The sequence below is a fragment of the Bradyrhizobium sp. R2.2-H genome (assembly GCF_004346455.1).
Taxonomy (GTDB): domain Bacteria; phylum Pseudomonadota; class Alphaproteobacteria; order Rhizobiales; family Xanthobacteraceae; genus Bradyrhizobium; species Bradyrhizobium diversitatis.
Genome location: NZ_SMBR01000015.1, coordinates 16,352 through 39,704, shown reverse-complemented (window position 1 = coordinate 39,704; position 23,353 = coordinate 16,352). Strand labels below are relative to the sequence as shown.

Below are 23,353 nucleotides of genomic sequence, written 5' to 3'. Positions count from 1 at the left end.
GCCGGATTTGCATAGCTGTCGGCAAAGCTGCTGGGGAGCGAGTCGCCGTCTCCACGCCCGTCGCGCACCACGCGGAGGGTGGACGGCAGCGTTTGCCTCGCGGCGATCACTTCGACCGCGGAGACGACATGAGACCTGCCATATCAGGTGCGGCCACGCTGCTGGGGTTGACGACGCTGCTTGCGGCTCCGGCGCTGGCGCGCGACGACGGCCGCTACGCCAACTCGCCACTAAAGCCCTGGTTCGAGAGTCTGCACAGCGAATTCGGGCAGTGCTGCTCGGATGCCGACGGCTACGTCATTGCCGACGTCGATTGGGAGTCGGATCGCGGCCGCTACCGCGTGCGGATCGACGACGAATGGGTCGTGGTGCCCGACGGTGCCGTGATCACCGTGCCGAACAAGTTCGGCCGCACCATGGTCTGGAAGCACTATATCGATGGTCATCCACGCGTGCGCTGCTTCATGCCGGGCAGCATGACGTAGCCGCCATCGATCTTCGATGTCGTTCCGGGGGCGGCGCGGCAGCGTCGAACCCGGAATCCGGAGGTCGTTGCGCGAGATTCGCAGGTGCGCGCGCACCAGAGTTCGCACGTCGTGTGTCCCGGAACGACGATAACCGGCTCAACGTTCTTGCAGGTCAAGCTGCGGAGATTTGACCGGAGCGGTGGATGCAGGAAAGCGCAGGCTCATCGTCGTGCCGCGGCCGGGCGCGGAAGAGATGATCAACTCGCCGCCATGGGCAGCCATGATCTCACGGACGATCGACAGGCCAAGCCCCGCGCCATCACTCGCGGCGCTGCCGGTCTGAAATGGCTCGGTCAGCCCGTGTTGGGCGCCATCGGGCAGGCCTGCGCCGTCATCGTGAATCGAGATACGGTCGCGGCCGAGCGTGGCGACGATGCGCCGCGCGCCATGGGCATGGATGAGCGCGTTGCCGACGAGATTGGCAAGCGCGCTGCGGACCGCAGCGTCCACGCCCTGCACCATAAATGGACCTTTCCCGTCCTGCTCCAGCGCAAGCTCGATGCCGGCGTCGAGCGCCGAGGGGCTGAAATCGGCCAGCACATCCAGCGTGATCCGGGCAAGATCGATCGGCCGCTTCGCGATCGCGTGATTTTGCAGGCGCGCGAGGTCAAGCATGGCCGAGACCAGCGAGGTCAGGCGGCGGACGTCGCGCACCAGCTCGGCCTTCAGGGCCGGATCGGGCACGTCGTCGATCTTGGCGCGCAGCAGCGTCAGTGGCGTGCGGAGCTGATGGGCTGCATTGCCGAGAAAGCGGCGCTGCATCCGGATATAGGCGTCGATCTCGCCGAAGGCGCGGTTCAGCGCCTCGACCAGGGGCTTCAACTCGGAAGGGACTTCGGACAGCGATATCAAACCTTGCGGGGCCGAGGGATCGATCGCGAGCGCGCGGCGCGCGACCCGCTCGATGCCGCGGGAGACGAAACGTGCAGCAAGTGCTGAACCGATGGCGACGGTCGCGGCAAACGCCAGCGCCACAAGGGCGATCGAAAAGATCCTGCGGAGGAGAAACGTCCTTGCAATCCGGCCAAAGCGGACCTGAGGCTCGCCGACCATCATCGCGAGCCGCAACGAGCCCCGTTGTACGGCGGAGAGACAGAAAGTGCTGTTCTGGTCGAGCGTGCTGAAGACGGACGAACCGACGGGCCCGCGGTAGGGGAAGACGAAGGGGAGGGTGGGCCGATGTTCGCTGCCGAATTCGCTGAGCAGGTCGCCCGCGGACACGACGTACCAGAGATTTGGGCTGTCCGCCTTCAATTCTTCGAGGGCAGGAGTCGAACGTACCGTCAGTTTTTGCCCTTCGATGACCGTGGCGCGATCGAGAACGGCAGCCACGACCTGACAGGACCTAAACTCGCGTTCCTCGGTCGGATACCGCCAGATGAAGATACCGAGCATGATCAGGAAGATCGTCGTCGCCGCGATTCCGAGCGAGAATGCAAACGTCCGGGCGATCGATCTCATCGCGGTGTCGCCAGCCGCAGGATGTACCCGATGCCCCGCATGCTGCGGATCTCGACGTCGCCGCCGAATGCGGCCAGCTTCTTCCTCAGGCGCGAGACCTGCGCTTCGAGCGTGTTGGACTCGATCTCGTCGTCGAAACCGTAGATCTCCTCGATCAGCGCGGCGCGGGTGATGACGCGGTCGCGGCGCATCAGGAGGGCGGCGAGGATCAGTGCCTCGCGCCGCCGCAGCAGGATCTTCCTGTCGGCGACCACGACTTCGTTGCTGCCGAGATGCAGCTCGACATTGCCGAGCGAGAGCACGGAGGGCGCGAGTAGCCGGGGCCGTCGCAGCACGGCGCGCACGCGCGCAATCAGCTCCTGAGGCTCGAACGGCTTGCCGAGGTAGTCGTCGGCGCCGCCGTTGAGGCCGTCGACGACGTCCTCCTTCGTGTCCTTGGACGTCAGCATGATGATCGCGGGCCGTTCAGCCAACCGGCTCAGTGCCGTGACCACCTGGAGTGCATCTCCGTCGGGCAGCATCCGGTCGACGATCGCGAGGTCATATTTGAAGTTCTCCAGCGCCTGGCTGGCCTCCGCAATCGAGCCGACGATGTCGACGATACCGTGCAGTTGCCCGAGCAGCCGGCTGATATAGGCGCCGATCTGCGGTTCGTCTTCGATCACGAGGGAACGCACGCGGGTCGTCCTTGACTCTGCTGGGGCAACAAAACCCTGACCGTGACGCTCCCTGGCCGACGCCTGGCGTTTCGGCTCGTGCGCTAGGGTTCCATTAGGGTAGCGAGCTTGGCGAATAAAAGGCAGGAACGGGAGAGTTCGCGGGCACCGCCCGTCAAGATTTGAGGGCGCGGCTGCGGCGCGGCAATGTTCGGGCAATGTTGATCCGGCGGCGCCTGGCGCGCGACGTCTCGACGACGGCTCTCGCCTTGCAATCTTGGGGCAATTTTGCCGGACCACATGCTGTGGCTCTGAACCACACGAGTCGATCAGGCCCGCAAGGCCGGTCCGGGGGCCCCGCAATGATGTTTTTCGAAGAAGCCGCTCTCCGCCTTACGGCGACCGCGCGGCGGACGACTGCCTGTCTCGCCGCGCTCGGTGCGATCTTGACGAGTGCGCAATCTGTATCGGCGCAGAGCGCGTTCACGCTGCCAGCACCACCGTTCGAACTGCCGATGCTGCCTTCACCATCCGGAAACTGGACCGTCATGGTCGGCATCGGCGGCGAATACATGCCTGACTTCGTCGGATCGAAAAACAGCAAGTTTCTTCCGATCCCGATCTTCACCATCCGCCGCGCCGGATCGATCGACCAGTTTCGCGGTCCGCGCGACAGCGCCAGCATTGCGCTACTCGACGTCGGCAATTTTCGCGCCGGGCCTGCGTTCAAATACGTCTCCTCGCGCAAGAGCGACAAATATTCCGAGCTGACCGGCCTCGGCAATGTCGACGCCGCCTACGAGCTCGGCGGTTTCGTCGAATATTATCCGGTCGACTGGCTGCGCCTGCGCAGCGAGCTGCGCCAAGGCTTCGGCGGCCATACCGGCACTGTCGCCGATGTTTCCGCCGACGTCATCGTGCCGCTGATTCAAAGGCTCACGATCTCGGCCGGTCCCCGCTTTACCTGGAAGAGCACCAACGCGACCGGACCCTATTTCGGCGTCGACGCCACGCAGGCGCTGGCATCGGGATTGCCGGTCTACGATGCCGGAGGTGGCGCGCATTCTGTCGGCTTCGGCAGCCAGATCTCCTATCGCATCAATCCGCAGTGGGAGGTCCACGCCTATGTCGAATACGAGAAGTTGCTCGGCGACGCCGCGGACAGTCCGCTGGTGAAGCTGCGGGGATCGTCGAACCAGACCACCGTTGGCCTCGGAGCGTCTTATTCGTTCGATTTCAGAATCCGATAGGCCGTCATGCGCCGCATTGCTTTTCTATGGGTTGGCCTCGCGGCCGCGTGTATCGCCCTTGGCGCCGCCGCGGCGTTCGAGACGCGTGCGACGAAGCTCCAGGCGATCAAGACCGTCGGCATCGTCTCGGCGATCGGCGAGGAGATGAGCCTGACACAAGCCGGCCTGACCGCGCTCGGCAACGCCGGGCAACGTGTCTCGATCAGCGCATGGGGGCTAGACGAGCTGATCGTCCAGCAGGCGACGAAGCTGCTCAATGGACGTTTTCGCGTGCAGCCGGTGAACTACAGGCGCGCAGCCTTCGCTGCGATCAGGGATTCGGCGGTTGCGCCCGTCAATCTGCTGCGCAGCGATCCGTTCAAGGAACTCGTTCGCAGCGATGTCACGCCGCAGGGACTGGATGCGTACATCGTCATCACTCGGGCGAGATCGAAGCTTGGAAACGGCCGCAACGTCGAGGGCGTCGGGCTCGCCGAATACCGGACGCTGCTGGCCGATTACGGCCTGATCCACGCGCTGTACGAAGTTCGCGTCATCGACGGCAAGACGTTCGACGTGATCGAGAAGCGGGCGGCTGCGCCGCTCGACAATACCGGGACCGTGCGGATTGCCGGCCCGAGCGGACCGGTCGACGAGACGTTTGGCGGTCCGGCTTCAGGAGAACGGTTGCGCGCAGCGATCGCGGATCTCATCACGCGCAGCCTGCCCGTCACTCTGGGCGACATGCACCTGATCGACGGTCCGTGACCCCTCAGGTCACCGGCGCCGGATTGAACAGCGTCAGATCGTTGTGAATGCCCCAGCGGTCCGACCACGGCTTGGTGCGGCCGGAGGCGACGTCGAGGATCAGGCGGAACAGGTCCCAGCCGCATTCCTCAATGGTCTTCTCGCCGGTAGCAATGCTGCCGGCGTCGAAATCGATGAGGTCCTTCCAGCGCCGTGCGAGCTCGCTGCGCGTCGCGACCTTGATCACCGGTGCTGCCGCAAGGCCATAGGGCGTGCCGCGGCCGGTGGTGAACACCTGCAAGGTCATGCCGGAGGCGAGCTGGAGCGTGCCGCAGATGAAGTCCGAGGCGGGCGTTGCCGCGAACAGCATGCCCTTCTGCGCCGCCTTCTCGCCGGGCGAGAGCACGCCGGTGATGGCGGTCGAGCCGGACTTGACGATGGAGCCGAGCGACTTCTCGACGATGTTGGCAAGGCCACCCTTCTTGTTGCCCGGCGTGGTGTTGGCGCTGCGATCGGCGCCGCCGCGGGCGAGGTAAGAATCGTACCAGGCCATCTCGCTCACAAGCGCGCGGCCGACATCCTCGTTGATCGCGCGCCGGGTGAGCAGCTGGATCGCGTCGCGCACCTCGGTAACTTCCGAGAACATTACGGTGGCGCCGGCGCGCACCAGGAGGTCGGCGGCGAAGCCGACGGCGGGATTTGCAGTGACGCCGGAGAAGGCGTCGCTGCCGCCGCATTGCAGGCCGATGACGAGATCGGAGGCCGGGCAGGTCTCGCGCTTGCGGGCGTTGAGCACTTTCAGCCGGGCCTCGGCCTGGGTCATGATCGCATCGACGATGGCGCCGAAGCCGTCGAAGGCTTCGTCCTGCATGCGCACAATGGCATCGCCCACGCCCTCCGGCACCAGCCGCTCGGGCGCGAGCTTTTCGCAGCCGAGGCTGACGACCAGAATCTCGCCGCCGAAATTCGGATTGAGCGCGAGGTTCTGCAGGGTGCGGATCGGCACCACCGCGTCGGGCGCATTGATGGCGACGCCGCAGCCATAGGCATGGGTCAACGGCACGACGTCGTCGACATCAGGATATTTCGGCAGCAGCTCGGCGCGGATGCGCTTGACCGCATATTCCATCGTGCCCTTGACGCATTGCACGGAGGAGGAGATGCCGAGGATGTTCTTGGTGCCGACCGAGCCGTCCGGATTACGATAACCCTCGAAGGTGAACCCCTCGAGCGGCGGCAGCGGCGCGGGGACGGCGGTCGAGATCTCGAGCTTGTCGAGGGCGGGCGCCTCCGGCATGCGGATGCGCGCTTCATCCACCCATTCGCCGGCCTTGATCGGCGACAGCGCGTAGCCGATGATCTCGCCATAGCGGATAATCGGCTGGTCTCGTGCGATGTCGACCAGGGCGGTCTTGTGGCCCTGTGGCACGAAGGCGCGCAGCGTCAGTCCGCTGGCGAAGCGGGAGCCGGCGGGAAGCCCGAAATCATTGACCACGATCGCGACATTGTCGCGCTCGTTGAGCTTGATGTAGCGGGGCTGCTCTTTCGCTGCGACGTCCTGGTCCATCTGCGCTTGTCTCAAGAACGGAAGAAATCGTGTTTTCGTTCACCTCTCCCCGGAGGGGAGAGGTCGGCGCGTAGCGCCGGGTGAGGGGCCGCAGCTTCCAAGAGAGGGCGTAACCCCTCACCCGGATCGCTGTGCGATCCGACCTCTCCCAAAGGGAGAGGTGGGCACCTGCGCCGCGGCACGAACATCGCTCGTCAACCCGGATTGGTATAGGCCGTCTTCACCGTCGTGTAGAACTCGCGCGCATAGGAACCCTGCTCGCGGGCGCCGTAGCTCGAGCCCTTGCGGCCGCCGAACGGCACGTGATAGTCGACGCCGGCGGTCGGCAGATTGACCATCACCATGCCGGACTCGCTGTTGCGCTTGTAGTGCGAGGCGTATTTCAGGCTGGTGGTGCAGATGCCGGAGGCGAGGCCGAACTCGGTGTCGTTGGAGATCGCGAGCGCCTCCTCGTAGTTCTTGGCGCGGATGACGGCGGCGACGGGGCCGAAAATCTCCTCACGCGCGATGCGCATGTTGTTGCTGGCTTCGGTGAACAGCGCCGGCTGCAGATAGTGACCGGGGTTCTCGCGCTTGAGCAACTCGCCGCCGAAGGCGAGCTTGGCGCCCTCGTCCTGGCCGATCTTGATGTAGCGCAGGTCCTGGTCGAGCTGGCTCTGGTCGACGACGGGGCCGATATGCACGCCGGCCTTGAGCGCGTCGTCCACCGACAGGCCCTTCAGCCGCTCGGCCATCGCCGCGACGAAGCGGTCGTGGATGCCTTCGGTGACGATCAGGCGGGAGGAGGCGGTGCAGCGCTGGCCGGTGGAGAAATAGGCGCCGTTGACGGCAACCTCGACGGCGGTCTTGAGGTCCGCGTCGTCGAGCACGACCAGCGGATTCTTGCCACCCATCTCGAGCTGGAATTTCTTCATGGGGTTCGACAGCACGCAGGCCTGCGCGATCTTGCGCCCCGTTTGTACCGAGCCGGTGAAGGAGATCGCGGCGACGTCGGGATGCTCGAGCAGCGTCTGGCCGACCACGGAGCCGGAGCCGACCACGAGGTTGAACACGCCGGCCGGAATCCCGGAACGGGTGATGATCTCGGCGAGCGCATGTCCAGAGCCAGGCACCAGCTCGGCAGGCTTGAACACGACGGTGTTGCCGTAGCAGAGCGCCGGCGCGATCTTCCAGGCGGGAATCGCGATCGGAAAATTCCAGGGCGTGATCATGCCGACGACGCCGACCGGCTCGCGCGTGAGCTCGACGTCGAGGCCGGGACGCACGGAGGCGCCCTTCTCGCCGATCAGCCGCAGCGCTTCACCGGCGAAGAACGCGAAGATCTGGCCGGCGCGCGCGACCTCGCCGATGCCTTCCGGCAAGGTCTTGCCTTCCTCGCGGGCGAGCAGGCGGCCGAGCTCTTCCTTGCGGGATAGAATTTCGAGCGAAATCTTGTTCAGCGCGTCATAGCGCTCCTGCGGGGTCGAGCGCGCCCAGGCCGGGAAGGCGGCCTTCGCGGCGGCGATCGCCTTCTCGGTCTGCGCCTTGTCGGCCTTGGCGTATTCGCCGACGAGGTCGTTGGTGTTGGAGGGGTTGATGTTCCTGGTGACGCCGGAGCCGTCGACCCATTCGCCGCCGATGAAGTTCTTCAGGATCGCTGTCATCTTTTCCTCCATGTTCAAGGGACATGATCCTATCGGAAAACCGGTGTCCACTTTCCCGGGATCATGCCTGACGTTTCTTATCGCACGAGGCACGGACGCTTGTCGTCGAAGGTCCAGCCCGGGATCAGATCCTGCATGGCCATAGCGTCATCCCGGGCGCCGAGTCCATGCTTCTTGTAGAGCTCATGCGCAGCCTCGATGGCGGCACGGTCGATTTCGATGCAGAGGCCGGGACGATCGGGCACTGCAATCTTGCCGCCCCTGATCTGGAGCGGCTCTTTCGTCAGCGCCTGGCCGTCCTGCCAGATCCAGTGGGTATCGATCGCGGTGACCTTGCCGGGAGCGGCGGCGCCGACATGCGTGAACATGGCGAGCGAGATGTCAAAGTGATTGTTGGAGTGCGAGCCCCAGGTCAGGCCGTTGTCGCGGCAGGTCTGGGCCACGCGCACAGAGCCTTGCATGGTCCAGAAATGGGGATCGGCGAGGGGGATGTCCACCGCGCCCAGGCGGAGCGCATGGGAAAGCTGCCGCCAATCGGTGGCGATCATGTTGGTCGCCGTCGGCAGCCCCGTGGCGCGGCGGAACTCGGCCATGATCTCGCGGCCGGAGAAGCCGGCCTCGGCGCCGCAGGGATCCTCGGCATAGGCGAGGATGCCGTGCATGCCCTTGCAGAGCCTGACGGCCTCGTCCAGCGACCAGGCGCCGTTCGGGTCCAGCGTGACGCGCGCGTTCGGGAAGCGTTTTGCGATCGCGGTGACGGCCTCGATCTCCTGCTCGCCGCGGAGCACGCCGCCCTTGAGCTTGAAATCGGCGAAGCCGTAATGCTCGTGGGTCGCCTCCGCGAGCCGCACCACGGTCTCGGGCGTCATCGCTTCCTGATGGCGGAGGTTGAACCATTCCGCCTTGCCGCTCTCGCCTGCGACATAGTCGAGTTTCGACTTGCGCCGATCGCCGATGAAGAAGAGATAGCCGAGCGTCTCGACGCTCTTGCGCTGCTGGCCTTCGCCGAGCAGGGCTGCGACGGGCAGGCCGAGATGCTGGCCCAGCAGATCAAGCAGTGCGGATTCGATCGCGGTGACCGCGTGGATCATCACGCGCAGGTCGAAGGTCTGCTTGCCGCGGCCACCGGCGTCGCGGTCGGCGAAGGCGGTGCGGACGTCGGCGAGGATGTTGTTCATCGCGCCGACGGTCTTGCCGATGACGAGATCGCGGGCGTCCTGGAGCGTCTGCCATATCTTCTGTCCGCCCGGCACCTCGCCGACGCCGGTGTGACCGGAATTGTCGGTGAGGATGACGATGTTGCGGGTGAAGAACGGCGCATGCGCGCCGCTGAGGTTGAGGAGCATGCTGTCGCGGCCCGCGACCGGGATCACCTGCATCGCGGTGACGACAGGTGCGCCAGAGATATCGATCCGGGCCATCGCGCGCTCCTCCCCGTTGTCTTGGTTATTCTGCCGCCTGTTGTGTCGATCGGATGGCGGGCACATTCTTCACCAGCGCTGTCAGCTCCGCCATCTCCTGCTCGGTGAGGTCGGTCAGCGGCGGCCGGACCGGGCCGGAGTCGCGGCCGATCACCTTCATGCCGGCCTTGATGATCGAGACCGCATAGCCCTTCCTGCGGTTGCGGATCGCGATCAGCGGCAGGATGAAGTTCTTCAGGCCGGCATGAATGGTCTCATGGTCGCGCTTGCGCACCGCGGCGTAGAAGCTGGTGGCGAACTCCGGCACGAAGTTGAACACGGCCGAGGAATAGGTCGTCACGCCCATGTCGAGATAGGGCAGCGCGAAGGTCTCCGCAGTCGGCAGGCCGCCGATATAGGTGAGGCGATCGCCGAGCCTGGTGTAGACGCGCGTCATCAGCTCGATGTCGCCGATGCCGTCCTTGTAGCCGACCAGGTTCGGGCAGCGCTCGGCGAGGCGCGCCAGCGTGTCGGGCTGGAGGATGGCGTTGTCGCGGTTGTAGACGATGACGCCGATCTTCACGGCGGCACAGACCGCTTCGACATGGGCGGCGAGGCCGTCCTGCTCGGAATGGGTGAGATAAGGCGGCAGCAGCAGCAGGCCGTCGGCGCCGGCCTTCTCGGCGCCGACGGCGATCTCGCGCGCGATTGCGGTGCCGTAGCCGGTGCCGGCAAGCACGGGCACGCGGCCCTTGGTCTCCTCGACGGCGATCCTGACGATCTGCGGAACCTCTGCCGGGGTCAGCGAGAAGAACTCGCCGGTGCCGCCGGCGGCGAACAGGCCGGCAACGTCATAGCCGCACAGCCAGTCCATGTTGGCGCGGTAGGTCGCCTCGTCGAAGGAATAGTCAGCCCCGAACGGCGTGACGGGGAAGGACAGGAGGCCGGATCCGATCTTTCGGGCCATCTCCTGCGGGGTCATCTTGCTCACGGGCGCTGCTCCCTTTGTGCGTGTTGCGGAGGACGCAAAGCCTGCGCGTCCATGCGCCGAGGTTTAGGAGACCGTTCGATGCGCGTCCAAGCCAAATCCTATATCGACCGATGCGGATTGAGCATCAATCTTCCGGCAGCTCCGCGGAGGACAATTCGCCGGCGGTTTTGACCAGCGCCGCCAGCAGCGGATTCTCGTCCTCGCGCCGCCAGACCATGAACAGCTCGACGGGCACGCGGTTGCGCAGCTTCAGCGGCCGCAGCCGCACGTCGGAGATCTTCAGGTTCGCGGCTGCGGCCGGCACGATGGCAAGGCCGAGGCCGGCGCGCACCATCGCGAGGATCGAGTGGATCTGGCTGAGATGCTGGACGTAGCGCGGCAGCACGTCGGCGCGGGTGAACTGCGCCACCAGGAGGTCGTGGAAGTAGCGGCTCTCATAGGGCGAGTACATCACGAAGGGCTGGTCGTCGAAATCCTTGATGGCGATGCTGTCGGCGTTCGCCAGCGGATGCTTCCTCGGGATCGCCGCGAGCAGCGGCTCTGCGACGACGCGGCGGCTGGCGAGTTCGGGACGCGCGATCGGCGGCCTCAGCAGGCCGGCATCGATCTGGCCGGAGGTCAGTGCCTCGAACTGGTCGCCGGACACCATCTCCTTCAGCGAGAAATCGACTTCGGGCAGCTTGGCGCGGCAGGCGGCGACGAGGTCCGGCAGGAAGCCGTAGGCAGCGGCCGCGGTGAAGCCGATCTTGAGCGAGCCGATCTTGCCGAGCGCGATGCGGCGGGCGACTTGCGAGGCGCTTTCCGCAAGCTTGAGGATGCGCCGCGCCTCCGGCAGGAAGCTGCGCCCGGCAGGGGTGAGGCGCACCGAGCGGCTGGTGCGTTCGAGCAGCGACGCATCGATGATGTGTTCGAGCACCTGGATCTGCCGGGACAGCGGCGGCTGCGTCATGTTCAGTCGCGCGGCGGCGCGGCCGAAATGCAGCTCCTCCGCCACGGTGACGAAGCAGCGGAGTTGGTTGAGGTCGAACATCGATACATGCCTTAGATGGATAAGGCGTTTCCCCGGCACTTCTAGCATCGATCACCCCCAATACAAAGACGGCGGCTGGTGAGCCGCCGCAAGTTGCCTGGTCAAGCTCCCGTGAGAGCCCTCAGGGGGAACCTTTGAGCACCACCCGCTCGATCTTGCCGACGATGACGAGATAGGCGAACGCCGCCACCAGCGCGTTGAGGCCGACGAACACCAGCGCGCCGTTGAACGAGCCGGTCGCGGCCAGGATGTAGCCGATCACGATCGGAGTGGTGATCGAGGAGAGATTGCCGAAGGTGTTGAACAGGCCGCCGGAGACGCCGCCGGCCTCCTTCGGCGACGTGTCGGAGACGACGGCCCAGCCGAGCGCGCCGATGCCCTTGCCGAAGAAGGCAAGCGCCATGAAGCCGACCACGAGCGCCTGTCCGTCGACATAGTTGCAGGCGATGATCGACATCGACAGCAGCATGCCGCCGACGATCGGGATCTTTCGCGCCATGGTCAGCGAGCCGGTCCCGCGCAGGATCGCATCGGAGATGATGCCGCCGAGCACGCCGCCGATGAAGCCGCACAGCGCAGGAAGCGTCGCGACGAAACCGGCTTGCAGGATCGACAGCCCGCGTTCCTTGACGAGGTAGACCGGGAACCAGGTTAGGAAGAAATAGGTCAGCGTGTTGATGCAGTACTGGCCGAGATAGACGCCGAGCATCATGCGGTTGGAGAGCAGCTGGCGGATGTGGTCCCACCCGGAGCCGGATTGCGCTGCGCGCTCCTGCTTCGGATCGTCCCTGGGCGCATCGAGATCGACCAGCGCACCGCCGTTCCTGATGTAGTCGAACTCGGCCTCGTTGATCGAAGGATGCTCCTTCGGGCCATGGATAGTCTTGATCCAGGCGAGACCCATGACGATGCCGAGCGCACCCATCACGAAGAACACGAAGCGCCAGCCATAGGCGTGCGCGATCCAGCCCATCAGCGGCGCGAAGATCACGGTCGCGAAGTATTGTCCCGAATTGAAGAAGGCCGACGCGGTGCCGCGCTCGTTGCCGGGAAACCACGCCGCGACGATGCGGGCATTGGCGGGAAACGACGGTGCTTCCGCGACGCCGACGAGGAGGCGCAGCGCGAACAGCATGACGACGGCCGCGCCGGCGCCGAGGAAGCCGACCCAGCCCTGCATCAACGTGAACAGCGACCACACGATGATGCTGAAGGCATAGACGAGGCGCGAACCGTAGCGGTCGAGCAGCCAGCCGCCCGGCACCTGCGCGATCACATAGGACCAGCCGAAGGCCGAGAAGATCCAGCCCATGGCGACGGGATCGAGATGCAGCTCCCTGGAGAGCGCAGGGCCTGCGATCGAGAGAGTGGCGCGGTCAGCATAGTTGACCGTGGTGACCAGGAACAACATGGTCACGATGAACAGCCTGACGCGAGACCTCCTCACGTCCGCGGCGGACACCACTGCGCTCATCATGCGCCTCCTTAGAACTCGAACATTTCCTCGAGGCGAGTCCTAGAGGCGCGCGCGGCAAAGTGTCCAAGTTCAAGGGAGTATCGATCGATGCCGTCTTTGGATCGATGGAACGGCGGGTGAGGGGAACGACCGGGGTGTCGGCAAACGTGCCCACCACGCACACCGCTGTCATTCCACGCCACCGGGTCTCGCCCTCGGCGAGCCCGATGACAGGCTCCGGCGGGCAATCCAGCACGCCGCGGCGTTTCGATTCATCACGACCGTTACGGAGTACTGGATCGCCCGATCAAGTCGGGCGATGACACAGAGGTCGTAGAGACAGTGCACCCCTACTGTTGCGCGCCCGGCAACAGCTGCGGCAGAAACCCGCGCGTCACGTTCGGCGGCACGGCATCGAGCCCGAGCACCGCGCTCGCAGCCGGCAGCGCCGCATCCGCCATCGCAGCGTGGCCTTCGGCGCTCGGATGCACGGCGCCGCCGTAGACGGCGGAGAGCACGCCCCAGGTCGCATCGTGAATGTCGGTCGGCTGGCTCGCCGCCGGCAAGCCCTGCGGATAGGTCATCGCTGCGAAATAGCTGTCATTGGCGTCGCGGATCCAGCGTGCGCGGGGCAGGTAGGCGCGATATTCCGAGGCGCCGCGGCCGCACAGCATCGGCTGGCTCGCTGCGCTGACGATATCGGGATTGAAGCTCTGGCCGTTCTCGGCAAAGCAGGCTCGGTCGAATTCGGGGTCATTGCCCGAATGGGCGCAGAAGCCGTGGTCGGCGAACGTGGCCTGGTGCGCATCGACGAAGGTCATGCGGTCGGCTTCGGGATCGCGGCACAGCGCCCCGCGGGTGCAGGTTGCGAGCCCCTTCAGTTGCGGCAGGAATTCCGTGTCGACGAAGGTGGAGACGCGGGCGAGGCGCTGCGGATCGGCGTTGAAGGACGGATGGATGTCGAAGCCGGCGCGGCCGCCGCGGCAGGGAACGCCGCCGTCGGCGAGCGCAGGATTGGCATAGGAGACGTAGACGACGCGTGAGAGGTCGCCGCCGACGAGCGGCTTCAACGCCTCGCGCAGCTTGACGAAGCTTTGCGGCAGCTCACGCGTCAGCGCATCGCGGGAATCATCGACACTCGCCATCACGCCGGAGCGGCGGAATAGCGTCCGCTCGGTCGCGGTATCGACGATGACGTCGGCGACGAGGCCGGAGAAGTAGACGTCGTTGGCGCCGACCGAAAGCAGCACGAGATCTAGCGTCCGATCGGGCTGGCGCTTCTTTGCCGCGGTGAGCGCTTCGCGCAGCTCGGCGACCTGCGCGTTCACGCTGGTGTTGCAGACGCCGGACTTGCCGGGCGGGCATTCGCGGGCGCGCTGCGAGCCAAGCAGCCCGTCGGCAATGCTGGCGCCGGTGCAGGCGAGCGGCAGGAAGGTCACGGCGATGTGGGTGTAGCGCACCGCGAGCGCCAGCGCGGTGCGGGCTTGGTAACTATAGAGCGAGCGGTGGCAGGGTGCGTTGAACCAGAGCGCGCTGTAGCGCTGCCAGTTGGCGAGCGTATCCGGCGCCTCGCAGGCGCGGCCGCCCTTGAAGCCGTGGCGGCTCGGCCGGTAGTACTGTGCGCCTGCGGTACCGAGATAGGAGCGGAAGCAAAATCCTTCGTCCGAGAGTGCCAGCGGCCGGTCCGGATTGCCCTCGCCGGAGGCGATGCTGTCCCCGAGGCCGGCGACGAAAATGTCGCGGACACGAATCTCGGTCTGGAGGCGCTGGGTCGGATCGGGACCGGCGGAGACATCGACGGTCGCGACCGTCTGCCTGCCGTAGCGGACGCGCAGATTGATCGGCTCGGCGCAGTCGAAGGTCGATTGTTGCAGACCGTCGCCGTCGTCGAACGACCAGGCGCAGGTGGCGCCGACCGGCACCGCGCCGGTCAGACGCACCGTCACCGGATGGTCGATCGGGGTGATGTAGTTCTCTTTGACGTTGTCGCGGGTACAGGGCTGGTTGACCCGGCCCTGGAGGTCGATGCAGAGCCGGTTGACCATGTTGCGCGCCCAGCCGCGGCCTTCGCTCTGCAGCTCCAGCGATTGCTCGGCGGCGAGGATGCTGCGGTTGCGCGCGTTCTCGACGTGGAGCAGGAAGTCGCGCTCCTCGCGAAACAGCCGGAAGCGGTTACGCACCTCCCAATCGATCTGCATGGCGCCGGCATCCTGTGCGGCGGCGCGCTCGGACGGCAAGGCAGTCAAAAGCCCGGAAAGCAGCAGAGTGCCCGCGGCGAAAGTACGAAGGGATAAAGGGATCATGGCCCGGGTCTTCAACGGCAAAGTTGAGGCGGAAATAAGAGAGCATTGCTCCGCGGCCCGCAACCTTTGTCTGCACCCGCTGCCTTAGCGCTTATTGGCCTGCCGCAGCAACCGCTCGCGCTGCATTGGCGTCACCTCTTTGGGTAAATTGGCCTGCGCACAGGCCTCCGCCAGCCGCCGCCGCTCCTGCCAGGGCTCGACCACGTTCATCCAGAGCTCGCGCGTGCCCATGATGGAGATGGCGAGGCCGAACGGGATCACGAAATAGAGGATGCGGAACACCAGCAGCGTCGCCAGAAGCTCCTCGCGGCCGAATTGAGGCAGCGCCACCAGCATGGCGGCATCGAACACGCCGATCGAGCCGGGCGCATGGCTGGCAAAGCCGATCAGGGTCGCCAGGATGAACACCACGGCCAGCGACATGAAGTCGATCGGCGGATTGGCCGGCATCAGCAGGTACATGGCCATGGCGCAGAAGCCGAGATCGACCACACCGATCAGGATCTGCACCAGCGTGAGCGGGGCCGAGGGCAGCACCACTTTCCAGCCCTTCTGGCCGAGCTCGCGCCGCTTCTCGCCCATGCAGAGCCAGATGAGATAGGCCCCGATCGAGGCAAGGCCGCCGAGCGCGATCAGCCGGTTGATCGATGGGGGAAGCTGATCCATCGAGGACGCCGCATCCGGGTGGATGGCCAAGCCGATCGAGAGCACGAAGATGTTACCGAGCCAGAAGGTCAGGCCCGACAGGAAGCAGATTTTCGCGACGTCGATCGCGTTGAGCCCGTAGTCCGAATAGATCCGGAAACGGATCGCGCCGCCGGTGAATACCGTCGCGCCGATGTTATGTCCGATCGAATAGGACGTGAAGCTGGAGAGCGCCGCGATGCGATAGGGCACGTGCTTCTTGCCGATCGTTCGCAGCGCAAAAAAGTCGTAGAAGGTCAGCGTGCAGAACGCGAAGAAGACGCAGATCGCCGCCAGGCCGATACTGCCGCGGGGAATCTCGGTCAACGCAGTCAGGATGACGCCGGTATCGATGCCCTTGAGGGTCCGCACCAGCGTGGTGATCGCGAAGGCGATGATGAAGATGCTCGCGGCAATTCCGAGCCGTCGCCAGCCGATCCATCTCTTGAAGCCGCGTTTCAGCGCGGGCAGCAGTCCGTGCATTCATCCTCCCGGCGGGGGGCAAAGACCGGCCGGGCCAGGCATTGGCCGGTCGGACGCGATCATGGCCAAAGGCAGGCATCGATCGCTAGGCATGATCAAGCTCATTTAAGGCAAAATCAGCGGCTTGTGCAGCCCTTGACAACAATAGGTTCTGCGTTGGACGGCCACTTTTGTCATACGCGGTTCACATCGGATGCGCGTTAAGCATATGAGTCGTGAAACCGGCTCCGCTCGCGCGTTTGGTGCGCCGACACGATTTCAAGTCCTGGCGCCGTCCGCATTGTTCCAGCGCAAGCGGCTTCGGCGCTTTTGGAACGTCGATGCCGCGTGCTCGTTAGGCATCATCAGCAATCGAACATGGCGGAATATGCGGCTTTTCGTGTAAGCCGGCGCCTCCGTGTTCCCGAAAACCCGAGAGGATCGGAACGATGGGACTGTTCACAAAAGACATCAAAACCATGAACGACCTGTTCGTGCATCAGCTTCAGGACATCTATTACGCCGAACAGCAGCTCACCAAGGCGCTGCCGAAGATGGCAAGCAAGGCCACCGATCCGCAGCTGAAACAGGGCTTTTTGACGCACCTCGAGGAAACCAAGCAGCACGTCGCTCGACTTGAGGAAGTGTTCAAGATGCACGGCGTCGCCGTGAAGGCGGTCGACTGCCCGGCCATCGACGGCATCATCGAGGAAGCCGACGAGACCGCCGGCGAAGTCGCCGACAAGGCGGTGCTCGACGCGGCGCTGATCAACGCGGCGCAGGCCGCCGAACACTACGAGATCGTGCGCTATGGCAGTCTGATCGCCTGGGCCAAGCAGCTCGGCCGCAACGACTGCGCCAGCGTCCTCGCCAAGACGCTGGAGGAGGAGAAGGCGACCGACAAGAAGCTGACGACGCTCGCCGAGAGCAAGGTGAATCTGCGCGCGGCGAGTTGAGGACGTCCAGCTGACAAGCGCCGCACGGTGGCCCGCGCGGCGCGTTGTTTCTCGCTTCATCCGCTGTCATGCCCCGCGAAAGCGGGGCATCCAGCCGGGATGATCGGCCTCGGTGCGCCGGCGCGAGGATCAACAATGTGAGCGATCACAGACATCTTCCATTCACCAATCCTCGAACAGGCTTGTAGCCGGTTACCGATCGTCCACCACTGTCGGCTCAAGTGCGAGTCGATAGGGGCCGGTAATGGATCAAGTTCTCTACTGTCTAACCGACGAGCATGATTGGCGACTCGTCGCGCTTGGCGGCGCAGTGTGTCTGCTCGCCAGCGCGGCGGCGATCAGCCTGTTTCAGCGCGCACGCGCCACGTACGGCCCTGGTCGTCTGGCCTGGATCGCCCTGGATGCGGTCGTCGGCGGATGTGGCATCTGGGCGACGCATTTCATCGCGATGCTTGCCTACGGGCCGGGCGGCGCCGGCGCCTACAACATCCCCGTGACAATTCTCTCGTTGATGCTTGCGATCTCCGTGACCTTCGTGGGGCTGAGCATCGCCGTAGCGTCCTCGCGCCCGGTGTGGATCGTTCTCGGCGGCGCCATCGTCGGCACGGGTGTCGCGGCGATGCATTACACCGGCATGGCGGCGCTGGAGATGCCGGCACGGGTGGATTGGATCAGAAGCACGGTTGCCGCCTCGGTGCTGTTCGGCATCATCTTCGCAGCGCTCGCGCTGTTCGTGGCAGCCCGAGGCGACGACATTCGTCATGCCCTGAGCGCGACTGCCTTGCTCACGGTCGCCATCGTCGCGCATCACTTCACCGCAATGGGCGCAGTGCTGCTGACGCCGGACCCGACGCTCGCGATCAGCGGGCTCTCCATTCCACCGGCCTCGCTGTCCTTCCTCACCGCCGGCGCTGCGGTCGCGATCATCGCCATTGCGCTCGTGGCCGCGCTGCTCGACCGCCGCGCCAAGGGTGAATTGGGCCGCCAGCAGATCGTGTTGGACAGTGCTCTCGAGAACATGTCGCAGGGGCTGTGCATGTTCGACGCCGACGGCAAGATCATCCTGTTCAACGAGCGCTACGCCGCGATGCTCCGTCGTACCGACATCCTGCTCACCGGCCGGCTACTGGTCGACGTGCTCAGGGAAGAGCAGGCCAAGGGCCAGTGGCAGGGCGACGCCGATGAATTCTTCGCGCGCCTCATCGCCGACGCACGCGAGGGCCGCACCACGACCGACGTCGTCAGCCGGTTCGGCCGCTCCATCCGGGTCGTCAACCAGCCGATGCAGGGCGGCGGCTGGGTTGCGACCTTCGAGGACATCACCGAATGGCTGGAGGCACAGGCCAAGATCTCGCACATGGCCCGCCATGATGCGCTGACGAGCCTGCCGAACCGGGTGCTGTTTCACGAAGAGCTCGAGCAGGGACTGCGTCGGACCAAGTCGGGCGACCAGCTCGCCGTGCTTTGTCTCGATCTCGATCACTTCAAGGACATCAACGACTCGCTCGGCCATCCCATCGGCGATGCGCTGCTCAAGGAGGTCGGCCGCAGGCTGAAGGCCACCGTCGGCGAGCACGACACCGTGGCGCGGCTCGGTGGCGACGAGTTCGCGGTGGTCCAGATCGGGCGGTCCGAGGAGACCGCTGCGAGGTCCCTTGCCGGGCGCCTCGTCGAGGTGATCGCGGCGCCCTACGAGATCGACGACCATCAGATCGTGATCGGCGTCTCGATCGGCATCTCGCTGTCGCCGCAGGACGGCAGCAATCCGGACGAGCTGCTGAAGAACGCCGATCTTGCGCTCTACCGCGCCAAGGCGGATGGCCGCGGCACCTATCGCTTCTTCGAGACCGGCATGGATGCGCGCGCTCAAGCGCGGCGCCTCTTGGAAATGGATCTGCGCGCGGCGCTGCAACGCGACGAGTTTCAGGTCTATTATCAGCCGATCCGTGACGTCGCCAGCGGTCGCGTCGTTGCCTTCGAGGCGCTGTTGCGCTGGAACCATCCGCAGCGCGGGCTGATCGCGCCCATCAACTTCATTCCGCTCGCCGAGGAGACCGGCCTCATCGTTCAGCTCGGTGAGTTCGTGCTGCGCTCCGCCTGCACCGACGCAGTCACTTGGCCCGACGACGTCGATGTCGCCGTCAATTTGTCGCCGGTGCAGTTCAAGAGCCCGAACCTGATCGCGTCCGTGACCGACGCATTGGCCGCCTCAGGAATTGATGCGCGCCGTATCGAGCTCGAGATCACCGAATCGGTGCTGCTCCAGAACAGCGAGGCGACGCTCGCGACCCTCCACGAGCTGCGCGCCATGGGCGTGCGGATCTCGCTCGACGATTTCGGTACCGGCTATTCGTCGCTGAGCTATCTGCGGAGCTTCCCGTTCGACAAGATCAAGATCGACCGCTCCTTCGTCTCGGAGCTGGCGACGCGCGAAGATTCCATGGCGATCATCCGTGCGGTGACCGGCCTCGGCCGCAGCCTTGGCATCGTCACTACGGCGGAAGGCGTCGAGAACGACGTGCAGCTCGAGCTGCTCCGGCGCGAAGGCTGCAATCAGGCGCAGGGTTATCTGTTCAGCAGGCCGCGGCCGGCGTCCGACGTGGCGATGATGCTCGATCGCGCGCGACTGCGCGCATCGGCGTAAGGGGTCAGCCGCGGCGCAGCGCGAAATGCGCACCGCAAAACGCCATCACGGCACCGAGGCAGAGCGCAGCGAGCCCGGCCAGCACGCCCGAGACGGTCGGGATCGGGCTCGGCGCCGAGGCCGCCTGGCCCGCTCCCGCAAGCAAGAGCACGCCGACCGCGATCAGGAATTGCCGCATCCGCTGCGGGATCTGTCCGGAGACGGCGCTCTGCATCAGGCTCGCCGTGAAATAGCCGCCGGAGAAGCCGACGGTCGCGATCAGCCACCAGGCGATCGCCGCGCCCGTCGGCATGAACTCATGCGTGTCGGAGCGCCAGAGGCCGCCGAGATCGAGGCCATAGCGCGCGCCCAGCATGTGGACCGCGAGCGCGAGCAGCACGCCGGAGATCATAGCGGCGCCGAGAATCAGGCGGCGCGGAAAAAACGTCGTCTCAGCCATGCCTCGCTTGTAGGATGGGCGGGGGCGATCGCGCAAGCGGATCGCGAATGGGACCTGTGATCGATATGCCGGGAGCCGAAGCCGATGCGGCCACGAGCTACGCCTACAAGGCCTCGCTGATCGGGTCGGCGCATCGCTTCGAGCTGACGGAGGAGGGTTTGTCCTGGCACATCGCCGGACGCTCCGGCCTGTGGCGCTACGACGAGATCTCGGCGATCCGGCTGTCGTTCCGCCCGGTTTCGATGCAACGGCACCGCTTCCGTGCCGATGTCAGCCGCACCGGCGGCGGGCGCATCGCGATCCTCTCGACGAGCTGGCAGACCGCGGCGCTGATGGCGCCGCAGGACAGTGGCTTCCGCGATTTCATTCTCGCGCTGCATGCGCGGATGGCGCAGGCCGGCAGCCGGGCCGAATTGACCGCCGGCCTGGGCCGCAAGACCTATGCGGCGGCGCTGGTTTTCCTGGCGGTGCTGACGGTGGCGATGGCGGGGCTGTTGATCCGCGCGCTTCTGATCGGCGAGTTCGCCGGCGCGCTGTTCATCCTCGGATTCGGGGCGCTGTTCGCCTGGCAGGTCGGCGGCTTCGTGTGGCGCAACAAGCCGCGGAGCTACAGTTTCGATCAGTTACCACGGTCCGTGCTGCCTTAGAGAGCCTTTCCCGTTCCGATGGAATCGGAACGGGGCTCTGGATTCTTGTTTTGACGCGTTTTCTTCACGCGAACCGGTAGCCACTTCGCTTGAAAACGCTCTGGGCGGATCGCTACTCCGTCGAGTCGAAATCCTCTTCCTTGGTGCCGAGCAGCGAGGCGATCGTGCGCAGGCCGGAATCGAGCTGCTCGGGCGACGGCGGGGCGAGGGCGAGCCGCACCGCGTTTGGTGCATGACCATGTGCGATCGCGAAGGTCGAGGACGGCGTCAGCGCGATGCCGCGCCTTGCCGCTGCGGCGACGAAGGTCTGCGAACGCCAGTGCGGCGGCAGTGTCAGCCAGAGGTGATAGGACCGTGCGTCGGCGGCGAGCTGGTAGCCGGCCAGGAGCCTCGCGGCGGTCTGCTGGCGGCGCGCCGCGTCGATGCGCTTCAGGCGCGTCAGCTCGGCGACGGTGCCGTCGGCCATCAGCCGCTGCCCGGCCGCCAGCGCGTGGCCGGAGGCGATCCACCCCCCGGTGCGGACCGCGCTCATCACGCTTTCGCGCAAGTGAGGCGGCGCGACCAGGATGCCGAGCGCAAGACCGGGCGCGACCTTCTTGGACAGGCTGTCGATCACGATGCAGCGGTCCGGCCCGAGCGCGGCCAGCGGCGTATCGTCGGCGAGGAAGCCGTAGACGGTGTCCTCGATGATGGGAAGATCGAGCTTTTCGGCGACGCGCATGATGTCGGCGCGCCGCGTCGCGTTCATGGTGACGCCGAGCGGATTCTGGATGATGGGCTGCAGATACAGCGCCGACAAATGCGCCTCGCGGTGCGCCTTCTGGATGGCGTCGGGGCGCGCGCCGAATTCGTCCATGGCGATCGGGACCAGCGTCAAACCCAGCCGCGCGGCGATGCTCTTGACGTAAGGATAGGTCAGCGCCTCGACGCCGCAGCGGCCGCCGGTCGGCACCAGCGCGGCAAGCGCGGCCGCGAGCGACTGCTTGCCGTTGGCGGTGAAGAAGATCTGCTCGGGCTGAGGCGCAAAATCCTTGCGCGCGAGATAAGCAGCGGCGGCAACGCGCGCACTCTTGGTGCCGGTGCTGGTCGAAACGCGCAGCGCGGATTCGAGCGCGTCGATCCGCTCGAGCCCCGCGAGGCTCTTGGCGATCATCGCCCATTGCTGGGGCAGCAGCGGGTAATTGACCTCGAAATTGATGCGCGCCTCGGCCGGCTCGCGCGTCGTCTCGACCTGGCGCCTGATGTCGCCGGAGATGAAGGTGCCGCGGCCGACCTCGCCGACCACGAGGCCGCGGCGGAGCAATTCCGTATAAACCCGGCTCGCGGTCGAGACCGCGATGCCACGGTCATAGGCAAAATTGCGCTGCGGCGGCAGCCGGTCGCCGGGCCTTAACGTGCCGTTAGTGATATCGGCCGCAATGGCATCGGCAAGCTTCACGTACTCGAACTTTGACATTATTGCACCGAGAGCAATGTTTTGCTTGCTCCGAGAAATGTACCGGAGCATTTAAGTTCCATCAAGGTCCGCGATTGAGCCGAGGGGAGCGAGAGCAATCCAACGGCAAACGAGGTGCAGGCGCTGACAGCGTCCGCGCCAACGGCGTCGGCTTCGCCGCGGAACGACAGGCCGGAGAAGATAAATGACCACGATTTCGCAAACTGCAGGGCGGAGTTTACGCCCATCCTCGTCGGGCGGATTTTTCGGTGCGCTCGCTCATGGCGTCACCGCGCTGCTCGACCGCCTCGAGCGTCGCTCCGCCGTCAAGACGCTGAGCGAGCTCGACGACCGCGCCTTGCGCGACATCGGCATCACGCGCAGCCAGATCGAGGATGCGGTGTACGGGCAGTTCAAGGCCGAGCTGACGCGGTATCTCTGACTCTCTTTTGTCCCGGACGCGCCGCAATGCGTAGCATTGCTGCGCAGAGCCGGGACCCAGCGGACCGCACTCGCTGATGCATGGGCCCCGGCTCTGCAGCGCATCTTCGAAGAGACGCTGCGCCGCGTCCGGGGCACGAGACCGTGGTTTCGTCGCACACTGCGTCAATGACGAGGATCGGTCGGTGCCTAGTGCCTCACCACCAGCACCGAGCACTTCGCATAGCGCACGACGTGCCCGGCGTTGGAGCCGAGGAAATAGGTGCGCATCGCCGGCCGGTGCGAGGTCATCACGATCAGGTCGGCCTTCATATTCGCGGCTTCCTCCAGGATTTCGTGGTAGATGCCGCCCTGGCGCACCACGCTGGAGATGCGGCTCGGCTCGATGCCGGATTCGCGGGCGACGATGGCGAGCGCCTCCTCCGAGGTCTGGCGCTGCTGTTCGTCGAAATCGGCCGGTACGTATTCAGCCAGCATCACCGGCGTCATCGGCAGCACGTTGAGCAGGCGCACCGTGCCGCTCCAGGTCTGCGACAACGTCGCCGCGGTCGCGATCGCCGGCTTGGCGAGATCGGTGTCGGCGAGGTCGATGGGCACGAGGATGGACTTGAACATCTGCGCCTCCAAATCTTTCG

At 65.5% G+C, this 23,353-nt stretch carries 20 protein-coding genes; 7 read left to right on the top strand and 13 right to left on the bottom strand.

Going from position 1 to position 23,353, the window contains the following annotated elements:
• Nucleotides 1-128: 128 nt before the first annotated feature.
• A complete protein-coding gene (locus tag EDE08_RS31095) occupies nt 129-485 on the top strand; it encodes a hypothetical protein (RefSeq protein ID WP_131872866.1) in 357 nt (118 codons plus the stop codon).
• 138 nt (nt 486-623) lie between these two features.
• Here the strand turns inward: EDE08_RS31095 and EDE08_RS31090 are convergent, their stop codons facing one another.
• Together EDE08_RS31090 and EDE08_RS31085 are read right to left on the bottom strand one after the other, a co-directional pair.
• Nucleotides 624-1,988, bottom strand: a complete 1,365-nt coding sequence (locus EDE08_RS31090; RefSeq protein WP_131872864.1) for a sensor histidine kinase — start codon at nt 1,986-1,988, stop codon at nt 624-626.
• The gene (locus EDE08_RS31085) at nt 1,985-2,665 is read right to left on the bottom strand and encodes a response regulator transcription factor (RefSeq protein ID WP_061878903.1); all 681 of its coding nucleotides are present in this window, start codon (nt 2,663-2,665) and stop codon (nt 1,985-1,987) included. Before EDE08_RS31085 ends, EDE08_RS31090 begins: the two co-directional genes overlap by 4 nt.
• A gap of 341 nt (nt 2,666-3,006) precedes the next feature.
• On the opposite strand from EDE08_RS31085, the gene EDE08_RS31080 reads away from it, so the two are divergent.
• Both EDE08_RS31080 and EDE08_RS31075 read left to right on the top strand, forming a co-directional pair.
• Entirely contained in the window at nt 3,007-3,894 is an 888-nt protein-coding gene (locus tag EDE08_RS31080) for a MipA/OmpV family protein (protein WP_245524932.1), read from the top strand.
• Between the two features lie 6 nt (nt 3,895-3,900).
• Nucleotides 3,901-4,641, top strand: a complete 741-nt coding sequence (locus EDE08_RS31075; RefSeq protein WP_131872860.1) for a hypothetical protein — start codon at nt 3,901-3,903, stop codon at nt 4,639-4,641.
• 4 nt (nt 4,642-4,645) lie between these two features.
• Here EDE08_RS31075 and garD read toward each other — a convergent pair whose 3' ends face one another.
• The 8 genes from garD to EDE08_RS31035 form a co-directional block, all read right to left on the bottom strand.
• Complete coding sequence (garD, locus tag EDE08_RS31070) at nt 4,646-6,187, bottom strand: galactarate dehydratase (RefSeq protein WP_131872858.1); 1,542 nt, start codon at nt 6,185-6,187, stop codon at nt 4,646-4,648.
• A 194-nt stretch (nt 6,188-6,381) separates the two neighbouring features.
• Complete coding sequence (locus tag EDE08_RS31065) at nt 6,382-7,830, bottom strand: aldehyde dehydrogenase family protein (protein WP_131872856.1); 1,449 nt, start codon at nt 7,828-7,830, stop codon at nt 6,382-6,384.
• 77 nt (nt 7,831-7,907) lie between these two features.
• Nucleotides 7,908-9,251: a glucarate dehydratase gene (gene gudD / locus EDE08_RS31060; protein WP_131872854.1), complete on the bottom strand. Its 1,344-nt coding sequence runs from the start codon at nt 9,249-9,251 to the stop codon at nt 7,908-7,910.
• 25 nt (nt 9,252-9,276) lie between these two features.
• Nucleotides 9,277-10,221 carry a 5-dehydro-4-deoxyglucarate dehydratase gene (gene kdgD / locus EDE08_RS31055; RefSeq protein WP_131872852.1) on the bottom strand — a complete coding sequence of 315 codons (945 nt, stop codon included), beginning with the start codon at nt 10,219-10,221 and terminating at the stop codon, nt 9,277-9,279.
• 124 nt (nt 10,222-10,345) lie between these two features.
• On the bottom strand, nt 10,346-11,251 hold the full coding sequence (locus EDE08_RS31050) for a LysR family transcriptional regulator (protein WP_131872850.1): 906 nt from the start codon (nt 11,249-11,251) through the stop codon (nt 10,346-10,348).
• 121 nt (nt 11,252-11,372) lie between these two features.
• Nucleotides 11,373-12,725, bottom strand: coding sequence for an MFS transporter (locus EDE08_RS31045; RefSeq protein ID WP_165936294.1), 1,353 nt, complete (start codon nt 12,723-12,725; stop codon nt 11,373-11,375).
• A gap of 332 nt (nt 12,726-13,057) precedes the next feature.
• A complete protein-coding gene (locus EDE08_RS31040; RefSeq protein WP_131872846.1) occupies nt 13,058-15,010 on the bottom strand; it encodes an SGNH/GDSL hydrolase family protein in 1,953 nt (650 codons plus the stop codon).
• Between the two features lie 84 nt (nt 15,011-15,094).
• A complete protein-coding gene (locus EDE08_RS31035; protein WP_131872844.1) occupies nt 15,095-16,177 on the bottom strand; it encodes a lysylphosphatidylglycerol synthase transmembrane domain-containing protein in 1,083 nt (360 codons plus the stop codon).
• Between the two features lie 428 nt (nt 16,178-16,605).
• Here EDE08_RS31035 and EDE08_RS31030 point away from each other — a divergent pair, with 428 nt between their 5' ends.
• Both EDE08_RS31030 and EDE08_RS31025 read left to right on the top strand, forming a co-directional pair.
• Nucleotides 16,606-17,112 (top strand): YciE/YciF ferroxidase family protein, encoded by a 507-nt coding sequence (locus tag EDE08_RS31030; RefSeq protein ID WP_028177413.1) that lies wholly within the window; start codon nt 16,606-16,608, stop codon nt 17,110-17,112.
• A gap of 244 nt (nt 17,113-17,356) precedes the next feature.
• On the top strand, nt 17,357-19,756 hold the full coding sequence (locus tag EDE08_RS31025; RefSeq protein ID WP_131872842.1) for a bifunctional diguanylate cyclase/phosphodiesterase: 2,400 nt from the start codon (nt 17,357-17,359) through the stop codon (nt 19,754-19,756).
• Nucleotides 19,757-19,760: 4 nt separating this feature from the next.
• Here the strand turns inward: EDE08_RS31025 and EDE08_RS31020 are convergent, their stop codons facing one another.
• On the bottom strand, nt 19,761-20,195 hold the full coding sequence (locus EDE08_RS31020) for a hypothetical protein (RefSeq protein ID WP_061881972.1): 435 nt from the start codon (nt 20,193-20,195) through the stop codon (nt 19,761-19,763).
• 47 nt (nt 20,196-20,242) lie between these two features.
• On the opposite strand from EDE08_RS31020, the gene EDE08_RS31015 reads away from it, so the two are divergent.
• Nucleotides 20,243-20,842, top strand: coding sequence for a hypothetical protein (locus EDE08_RS31015; RefSeq protein ID WP_502700652.1), 600 nt, complete (start codon nt 20,243-20,245; stop codon nt 20,840-20,842).
• 112 nt (nt 20,843-20,954) lie between these two features.
• On the opposite strand, the gene EDE08_RS31010 is transcribed toward EDE08_RS31015, so the two are convergent.
• Nucleotides 20,955-22,298: an aminotransferase-like domain-containing protein gene (locus tag EDE08_RS31010; protein WP_165936279.1), complete on the bottom strand. Its 1,344-nt coding sequence runs from the start codon at nt 22,296-22,298 to the stop codon at nt 20,955-20,957.
• A gap of 184 nt (nt 22,299-22,482) precedes the next feature.
• On the opposite strand from EDE08_RS31010, the gene EDE08_RS31005 reads away from it, so the two are divergent.
• Entirely contained in the window at nt 22,483-22,719 is a 237-nt protein-coding gene (locus EDE08_RS31005; RefSeq protein WP_131872838.1) for a DUF1127 domain-containing protein, read from the top strand.
• A gap of 188 nt (nt 22,720-22,907) precedes the next feature.
• Here the strand turns inward: EDE08_RS31005 and EDE08_RS31000 are convergent, their stop codons facing one another.
• On the bottom strand, nt 22,908-23,333 hold the full coding sequence (locus EDE08_RS31000; RefSeq protein ID WP_061883091.1) for a universal stress protein: 426 nt from the start codon (nt 23,331-23,333) through the stop codon (nt 22,908-22,910).
• Nucleotides 23,334-23,353: the final 20 nt, after the last annotated feature.

What these genes read in the sequence shown, in the direction of transcription:
- EDE08_RS31095 (WP_131872866.1), top strand. Translation starts at nt 129, where the DNA reads ATGAGACCTGCCATATCAGGTGCGGCCACGCTGCTGGGGTTGACGACG.
- EDE08_RS31090 (WP_131872864.1), bottom strand. Translation starts at nt 1,988, where the DNA reads ATGAGATCGATCGCCCGGACGTTTGCATTCTCGCTCGGAATCGCGGCG.
- EDE08_RS31080 (WP_245524932.1), top strand. Translation starts at nt 3,007, where the DNA reads ATGATGTTTTTCGAAGAAGCCGCTCTCCGCCTTACGGCGACCGCGCGG.
- EDE08_RS31075 (WP_131872860.1), top strand. Translation starts at nt 3,901, where the DNA reads ATGCGCCGCATTGCTTTTCTATGGGTTGGCCTCGCGGCCGCGTGTATC.
- garD (WP_131872858.1), bottom strand. Translation starts at nt 6,187, where the DNA reads ATGGACCAGGACGTCGCAGCGAAAGAGCAGCCCCGCTACATCAAGCTC.
- EDE08_RS31065 (WP_131872856.1), bottom strand. Translation starts at nt 7,830, where the DNA reads ATGACAGCGATCCTGAAGAACTTCATCGGCGGCGAATGGGTCGACGGC.
- gudD (WP_131872854.1), bottom strand. Translation starts at nt 9,251, where the DNA reads ATGGCCCGGATCGATATCTCTGGCGCACCTGTCGTCACCGCGATGCAG.
- EDE08_RS31050 (WP_131872850.1), bottom strand. Translation starts at nt 11,251, where the DNA reads ATGTTCGACCTCAACCAACTCCGCTGCTTCGTCACCGTGGCGGAGGAG.
- EDE08_RS31045 (WP_165936294.1), bottom strand. Translation starts at nt 12,725, where the DNA reads ATGAGCGCAGTGGTGTCCGCCGCGGACGTGAGGAGGTCTCGCGTCAGG.
- EDE08_RS31040 (WP_131872846.1), bottom strand. Translation starts at nt 15,010, where the DNA reads ATGATCCCTTTATCCCTTCGTACTTTCGCCGCGGGCACTCTGCTGCTT.
- EDE08_RS31035 (WP_131872844.1), bottom strand. Translation starts at nt 16,177, where the DNA reads ATGCACGGACTGCTGCCCGCGCTGAAACGCGGCTTCAAGAGATGGATC.
- EDE08_RS31030 (WP_028177413.1), top strand. Translation starts at nt 16,606, where the DNA reads ATGGGACTGTTCACAAAAGACATCAAAACCATGAACGACCTGTTCGTG.
- EDE08_RS31025 (WP_131872842.1), top strand. Translation starts at nt 17,357, where the DNA reads ATGGATCAAGTTCTCTACTGTCTAACCGACGAGCATGATTGGCGACTC.
- EDE08_RS31020 (WP_061881972.1), bottom strand. Translation starts at nt 20,195, where the DNA reads ATGGCTGAGACGACGTTTTTTCCGCGCCGCCTGATTCTCGGCGCCGCT.
- EDE08_RS31015 (WP_502700652.1), top strand. Translation starts at nt 20,243, where the DNA reads ATGGGACCTGTGATCGATATGCCGGGAGCCGAAGCCGATGCGGCCACG.
- EDE08_RS31010 (WP_165936279.1), bottom strand. Translation starts at nt 22,298, where the DNA reads ATGTCAAAGTTCGAGTACGTGAAGCTTGCCGATGCCATTGCGGCCGAT.
- EDE08_RS31005 (WP_131872838.1), top strand. Translation starts at nt 22,483, where the DNA reads ATGACCACGATTTCGCAAACTGCAGGGCGGAGTTTACGCCCATCCTCG.
- EDE08_RS31000 (WP_061883091.1), bottom strand. Translation starts at nt 23,333, where the DNA reads ATGTTCAAGTCCATCCTCGTGCCCATCGACCTCGCCGACACCGATCTC.